Below are 7,077 nucleotides of genomic sequence, written 5' to 3' on the forward strand. Positions count from 1 at the left end.
AGCAGGCCGAGCAGGTCTACGGCGAGGTGCGCGCCGAGCTGGAGGAGATCATCGCCGAGGCGGCCGGCGCGCTGACCGGGGCCGAAGGGCCGCGGCTGCTCAACGCGGGCCCGTACGCCCGCCGCGAGGTGGCGCTCCTGCCGGCCGGCGGACCCGAAGTGCCGGGCGCCCAGCGGCTGTCCGACGGGCGCCTCGCCGTCCTCGCCGACACCCCGGCGCTGGGCGCTGGCGGCACGGTCGGCGAACCGACGACCCCGGTCACCACCCGGACCGAGGCCGACGGGATCGTCCTGGAGAACGGCCTGCTGACCGTACGGATCGACCACGCAGGGCTGGTCAGGTCGGTGTACGACCACACCGCCGGGCGCGAGTCGATCGCACCGGGCGCGGCGGGCAACCTGCTCCAACTGCACCCGGACGACCCGAACCTGTGGAGCGCCTGGAACATCGATCGGTTCTACCGCGACGTCGTCACCGACCTCGACACGGCGGAGTCGGTGGAACTCGCCGAGAGCGGGCCGCTGTTCGCGTCCGTACGTGTCGAGCGCGCCTTCGGCGCCTCACGGATCGTCCAGCGCCTCGAACTCGGCGCCGAGAGCAAGCAGCTGACGGTCCGTACGGACATCGACTGGCAGGAGCGTGACACGGTGCTGAAGGCGGCCTGGCCGCTGGACGTGCACGCGGAGCACGAGCGCTCCGAGATCCAGTTCGGCCATGTGCAGCGGCCCACCCACGAGAACACCAGCTGGGACGCTGCCCGGTTCGAGCTGTGGGCGCACCGCTGGGTGCATGTCGGCGAGCGGCACTGGGGCGCCGCCGTGCTCAACGACTCCACGTACGGCCATGACGTCGGCCGCGACACCCGGCCCGACGGCGGGACGACCACGACCGTACGGCTCTCGCTGCTCCGCGCACCGCACAGCCCCGACCCGCAGGCCGACCGCGGCCGGCACACCTTCAGCTACGCGCTGGTCGCCGGCGCCGGGATCGAGGAGGCGGTGGCCGGCGGGTACGCGCTCAACCTGCCGCTGCGACCGGCGGCTTCGGGCGGCGCGCCGGTGGTCACCGTCGACAACCAGGACATCGCCGTCGAGTCGGTGAAGCTCGCCGACGACCGCAGCGGCGATGTGATCGTGCGGCTCTACGAGGCGTGCGGCGGCGCGGCCCGCGCGACGCTCACGGCCACGTTCCCGCTGGCCGGCGTCTTCGACTGCGACCTGCTGGAGACCCCGGAGCGCGAGCTGACCCTCGGCGCCGACGACGCGTCGGCCGAGCTGCGGCTGCGGCCGTTCCAGATCCGCACCCTGCGGCTGCGCGCGGCGTAGCCGACGCCCCGTCAGTCGCGGTCAACAGCGGTCAACAGCGGTCAACCGCGGTCAGCGTGAGGTGAGATAGCTGACCGTCGCCGGATCGGCCGGGAGAAACGTCTCGATGGCCAGTTCGGCGACGGTCACATCCATCGGTGTGTTGAACGTCGAGATCGACGACAGGAAGGACAGCACCCGCCCGTCGTGCTCGATACGCATCGGCAGCGCGAAGCTGGGCCCGGCGGACGGCGGTTCGTCGCGCTCGGAGTCGTCGGGGTGCGCTTCGGCCACGGGATAGCCGGCGACCTCCTCGTACAGTTCGCGCAGCGCGGGCGAGCGGCTGAGCGCCAGTTGGCGCTCCATCTGGGCGAGCAGGTGGCCGCGCCACTCCCGCAGGTTGCGGATGCGCGGCGCGAGACCCTCCGGGTGCAGGGTGATCCGCATGGCGTTCGTCGGCAGGGTGAGGAGCTTCGCCGGCAGCCCCTCCAGGAGCATCGCGATGCCCCGGTTGGCGGCCAGCACCGTGTACGTACCGTCGACCACCACCGCCGGATACGGCTCGTAGCCCAGCAGCAGCCGGTCCAGGCCCTCGCGCAGCGCGCCCATCGCCGGGTCGTCCAGCGCCGTCTCGGTGAACCGGGGCGCGTAACCGGCCGCCAGCAGCAGGGCGTTGCGCTCCCGTACCGGGACGTCCAGGTGTTCGGCGAGCTTGAGGACCATCACCTCGCTGGGCCGGGACCTGCCCGTCTCGATGAAGCTGATGTGCCGGGCGGACGAATCGGCCTGGAGGGCCAGCTCCAGCTGGCTGATCCGGCGCCTGCGGCGCCAGTCACGCAGCAGCGGTCCTACTCCGACATCAGAGGCGAGCGCAGTCATACCAGGACGGTAATACAAGGCGGCCCGGTACCCGGCGGCGTATCGTCGGCCGAACAGGGCGAGCCCACCGCGCCCGTCCCACCGCAGCCGTCAAACCGCCCCGTCCTGAAGGAGCCCGTGCGATGTCCAGGAAGCCGCTGCCGGCCGAGACCGTCGAGGAGCGGCTGCGGGAGCTGCCCGGCTGGTCGCTCGCGGGCGACCGGATCGTCCGCTCCTACCGGCTGGGCAGCCACTTCGCCGCGACGGCGCTGGTCGTCCACATCGCGCAGCTCCAGGAAGAGCTTGACCACCACTCCGACCTGACCCTTGGGTACGACACCGTGTCGCTGGCCCTGCACACGCACGACGCGGGCGGCGCCGTCACCGAGCGGGACATCGAGCTGGCCCGCCGGATCGAGGCGGTCGCCCCGACCCACCTGGCGAGCTGAGCCGCAGGCCGTGGACGCGCTCGCCGGACTTCTCGACGGGCCCCGTGCCAGGGGCGCCTTCCTGCTGCGCATGGTGATGGAACCGCCCTGGTCGGTCCGGATCGAGGACGGCGCGCCGCTCTGTCTGATGTGCGTCACCAGCGGCGAGGCGTGGATCGTCCCCGCCAAGGGCGACCCGGTGCTGCTGCGCCCCGGTGATGTCGCCATCGCCCGTGGCCCGGAGCCGTACCGCGCGGCGGACAGCCTCGGCACCGAGCCGCATGCCCTGATCGGGCCCGGCGGCACCTGTCACACCCTCCAGGGCGAACCGCTCGCGCAGTCCATGCGGCTGGGCGTACGGACCTGGGGCAACGCGCCCGACGGGACCACGACCGTGCTCATCGGCACCTACCAGATGGCGGGCGAGGTCAGCAGACGGCTGCTCGACGCGCTGCCCGAGCTGCTGAAGCTGGAGGCGACAGCATGGCGCGGGCCGCTGCTGCCGGTCCTGGACGAGGAGATCTCCCGCGACGAGCCGGGCCAGAGCGTGGTCCTGGACCGGGTGCTCGACCTGCTGCTGATCGCGGTGGTCAGAGCGTGGTTCTCCCGCCCCGAGGCGGCGGCGCCCGGCTGGTACGCGGCGATGGCCGATCCGGTCGTCGGGCAGGCGCTGCGGCTGCTGCAGAACGACCCGGCTGCGCCGTGGACCGTCGCCTCGCTGGCGACCGCCTGCGGGGTGTCACGCGCCGGGCTCGCGCGCCGCTTCACCGAACTGGTCGGCGAGCCGCCGATGGCGTATCTGACGGGCTGGCGGCTCGCGCTCGCCGCCGATCTGCTGCGGGGGAGCGAGGTGACGGTCGAGGCGGTGGCCAGGAAGGTCGGCTACGGCGGTTCGTTCGCGCTCAGCGCCGCCTTCAAACGCGTACGGGGCGTCAGCCCGCAGGAGTACCGCACCGGCGGCGCCCCCGCGGACCGGCCGTCCGATCGCGTCAGTTGACGTCCGCCGGGTGGCTGCCGAGCCGCTTGCCCTCGTCGAGGGCGGCGAACGCGGCCAGGTCGTCGTCGTCCAGCTCGAAGTCGAAGACCTCGATGTTCTCGGTGATCCGGGACGGCGTCACGGACTTGGGAATCACCACGTGCCCCAGCTGGAGGTGCCAGCGCAGCACCACCTGGGCGGGGGTCCTGCCGTGCTTGTGGGCGACGGCCGCCACGGTCGGGACCTCCAGGAGCCCCCGGCCCGAGCCCAGCGGGGACCACGCCTCGGTGACGATGCCACGGCTCGCGTGGAACGCGCGCGACTCGGCCTGCTGGAGCTGGGGATGCAGCTCGATCTGGTTGACGGCGGGCACCACGGAGGTCTCGCCGGTCAGCCGCTCCAGGTGGTCGGGAAGGAAGTTGGAGACGCCGATGGCCCGGGCCCTGCCGTCGGCGAGGATCTTCTCGAACGCCCGGTAGGAGTCGACAAAGGTGTCCTTGGCCGGCATCGGCCAGTGGATCAGATACAGGTCGACGTGGTCGAGGCCCAGCTTGGCCAGCGATGTGTCGAAGGCGCGCAGGGCCGAGTCGTACCCCTGGTCGCCGTTGGCCAGCTTCGTGGTGACGAACAGCCCGTCCCGGGCGATCCCGGAGGCGGCGATGGCCTTGCCCGTGCCCTCTTCGTTGCCGTAGGCGGCCGCCGTGTCGATGCTGCGGTAGCCGGCCTCCAGCGCCGTGCCGACGGTCTGCGCCGCCTCGTCGGACGGCACCTGCCAGACACCGAAGCCGAGCTGGGGCATCGTGATGCCGTTGTTGAGGGTGAGGGAGGGGACCTTGCTCACGAGCGGTCGATCCTTACGTCGTCGGTTGTCTTCCGGGAGTGCGCCTGTCGTCCTGGGGTGCGCTCCCGGAAGACCAACGTCCCCGGACCTGGCCGAATTCCCGTAACCGGAGGCTCAGCGGTACAGCGCCTCGACCTCGCGGGTGTACGCCGCCTCGATCGCCTTGCGCTTGAGCTTCAGCGACGGGGTCAGCAGGCCGTGCTCCTCGCTGAACGGGTGCGCCAGGATCCGGAACGTACGGATCGACTCGGCCTGCGAGACAGCCGTGTTGGCCGCCACCACGGCGCGTCTGACCTCCATCTCCAGATCCGGGTCGCGCACCAGGTCGGCGGATTTCAGCGGCGGTTTGCCCTGCACGCTCAGCCAGTGGTCGACGGACTCCTGGTCCACCGTGACCAACGCCGCGATGTACGGCCGGTCGTTGCCGACCACGATGCACTGGGCCACCAGCGGATGCGCGCGGACCCGTTCCTCCAGCGCCGTCGGCGAGACGCTTTTGCCGCCCGAGGTGACCAGGATCTCCTTCTTGCGGCCGGTGATGGTCAGATAGCCGTCCTCGTCGAGCGCCCCCAGATCGCCGGTCGCCAGCCACCCGTCGTGCAGCACGGCGTCCGACGCCTTCGGGTCGCCCAGGTAGCCGGAGAACACCATGCCGCCGTGCAGCCACACCTCGCCGTCCGGGGCGATGTAGACCGAACTGCCGGGAATCGGCTGGCCGACCGTGCCGTACCGGGCGCGCTCGGGCGGGTTGACCGTCGCGGCCGCGCACGACTCGGTCAGCCCGTACCCCTCGAAGACGGTGACGCCCGCGCCCTCGAAGAACAGACCGAGCCGCCGGTCCATCGCCGAACCGCCGGAGAAGGCGTGCCGCACCCGGCCGCCCATCGCCGCGCGCACCTTGCTGTAGACGGCCTTCTCGAAGAACTGGTGCTGCACCCGCAGGGACGCCGAAGGCCCGGGGCCGATGCTGAACGCCCGGTGCTCCATGGCCTCCGCGTAGCGCACCGCCACATCGATGGCCTTCTCGAACGGACCGAGCTTGCCGTCGCGCTCCGCCTTGCGCCGCGCCGCGCTGTAGACCTTCTCGAAGATGTAGGGCACCGCGAGGATGAACGACGGCCGGAACGCCACCAGGTCCGGCAGCAGGGCGCTCGCGCGCAGCTCCGGCTGGTGCCCCAGCTTCACCCGGCCCCGGATCGCCGCGATCTCCACCATCCGCCCGAAGACGTGCGCGAGGGGCAGGAACAGCAGCGTGGACGCCTGGTCGCCGGGGCGCGAGTGGAAGACCGGCTCCCAGCGGTGGATGACCGTGTCGGCCTCGTACATGAAGTTGCCGTGGGTGATCACGCACCCTTTGGGCCGGCCCGTGGTGCCCGACGTGTAGATGATCGTGGCGATCCCGTCGGGCCGTACGGCAGCGCGGTTGCGGTGCACGGCCGCGTCCTCGATCCCGGCGCCGGCGGCGACCAGTTCGTCCACGGCGCCGGCGTCCAGCTGCCAGAGCCGCTTGAGCAGGGGCAGCCGGTCGATCACCGAGCCGACGCTCATCGCGTGGTCCTCGTGCTCCACGACGCAGGCGACGACCTCGGCGTCGTACAGCATCCACCAGATCTGCTCGGCCGACGACGTGGAGTAGACGGGCACCGACTGGACGCCGATCGACCAGAGGGCGAAGTCGAACAGGGTCCACTCGTAGCGGGTACGGGACATGATCGCGACCCGGTCACCGAACCGCAGCCCCTCGGCGAGCAGCCCCTTGGCCAGGGCCAGCACCTGGTCGCGGAACTCCGCCGATGTGACGTCCTGCCAGTGTCCTTCCGCGTCCTTGCGGCCGAGTGCCACCCGGTCGGGGGCGGCCTCGGCGTGGTCGTACACGGCGTCCGCGAGCCCACCGGAGTGGGGCGGCGCTGCCGCGAGAGGGGGGGAAGTGAACTCGCGCAATGACTTGGCTCCTTGTGGCGCTCCGCACAGCGCCGCGACGCTACCCCACAAGAAGCCCGCGCGGGAGCCCGTGCGCAAGCCGGAACCAAGCCATATCACCACAGGTCAGCGGCTGAAATACGGCCAGACCGGCAGGGCACGGACACACTTCTGACTGAAGAGTAAGTACGGCGCGGGGGAATCTCCACCGAATCCGTACGACGCTGTCACGCCCCCCGCGCGACTACGCCTCGGACAGCACCTTCACTGGGGTCCCCGCGGTGGGCGCCTTCGGCGTCCGTACCCAGATCAGCACCGCCGCACCCGCGACGATCCCCGCCGCACCCGCCACCAGTGTGGCCGTGTTCAGCCCCGAGGCGAACGCGCCGTGCAGCACATGAGCGCTCACCCGGCCGTGGAGTGCTCCCGCACCGCCGCCGGCCAGCAGGTGCGAGGCGCCCACCGGGTCGGGTGTCGCACCGCGCAGCGAGTCCGTCATCCGGCTCGTCACCAGCGTGCCGAAGACGGCCACCCCGAGCGCGAACCCCAGCTGCCGGAACGTGTTGACGGCGCCCCCCGCCATGCCCGCGTCCCGCTGCGGTACGGACGACAGCGCTGCGCCCGCCAGGCTCGGCGAGACCAGGCCCACGCCGGCCCCCGCGACGGCGAGCCCCGGGCTGAGCGCCGCCCAGCCGGATCCCGCGTCCAGCACGGACTGCGCCAGCGCCCCGATCCCGACCAGCAGCAGCC

General features: G+C 71.9%; 6 protein-coding genes and 1 pseudogene. 3 read left to right on the plus strand and 4 right to left on the minus strand.

Going from position 1 to position 7,077, the window contains the following annotated elements:
- Positions 1-1,325, plus strand: a 1,325-nt coding sequence (locus HY68_RS25300; protein WP_041992688.1) for a glycoside hydrolase family 38 C-terminal domain-containing protein, incomplete at its 5' end; no start/stop codon positions are given.
- A 51-nt stretch (positions 1,326-1,376) separates the two neighbouring features.
- On the opposite strand, the gene HY68_RS25305 is transcribed toward HY68_RS25300, so the two are convergent.
- Positions 1,377-2,183, minus strand: coding sequence for a helix-turn-helix transcriptional regulator (locus HY68_RS25305; protein ID WP_041992691.1), 807 nt, complete (start codon positions 2,181-2,183; stop codon positions 1,377-1,379).
- A gap of 122 nt (positions 2,184-2,305) precedes the next feature.
- Here HY68_RS25305 and HY68_RS25310 point away from each other — a divergent pair, with 122 nt between their 5' ends.
- Together HY68_RS25310 and HY68_RS25315 are read left to right on the plus strand one after the other, a co-directional pair.
- Positions 2,306-2,611 (plus strand): 4a-hydroxytetrahydrobiopterin dehydratase, encoded by a 306-nt coding sequence (locus HY68_RS25310; RefSeq protein WP_041992694.1) that lies wholly within the window; start codon positions 2,306-2,308, stop codon positions 2,609-2,611.
- A gap of 10 nt (positions 2,612-2,621) precedes the next feature.
- Positions 2,622-3,587: an AraC family transcriptional regulator gene (locus tag HY68_RS25315; protein ID WP_041992697.1), complete on the plus strand. Its 966-nt coding sequence runs from the start codon at positions 2,622-2,624 to the stop codon at positions 3,585-3,587.
- On the opposite strand, the gene HY68_RS25320 is transcribed toward HY68_RS25315, so the two are convergent.
- The 3 genes and pseudogenes from HY68_RS25320 to HY68_RS44075 form a co-directional block, all read right to left on the minus strand.
- Positions 3,580-4,407, minus strand: a complete 828-nt coding sequence (locus tag HY68_RS25320; protein WP_041992700.1) for an aldo/keto reductase — start codon at positions 4,405-4,407, stop codon at positions 3,580-3,582. The genes HY68_RS25315 and HY68_RS25320 overlap by 8 nt on opposite strands.
- Positions 4,408-4,521: 114 nt before the next feature.
- Entirely contained in the window at positions 4,522-6,348 is a 1,827-nt protein-coding gene (locus HY68_RS25325) for an AMP-dependent synthetase/ligase (protein WP_041992703.1), read from the minus strand.
- A 223-nt stretch (positions 6,349-6,571) separates the two neighbouring features.
- Positions 6,572-7,077, minus strand: a pseudogene (locus HY68_RS44075) (MFS transporter); the annotation flags it as partial.

The organism is Streptomyces sp. AcH 505 (assembly GCF_000818175.1).
Lineage (GTDB): Bacteria > Actinomycetota > Actinomycetes > Streptomycetales > Streptomycetaceae > Streptomyces.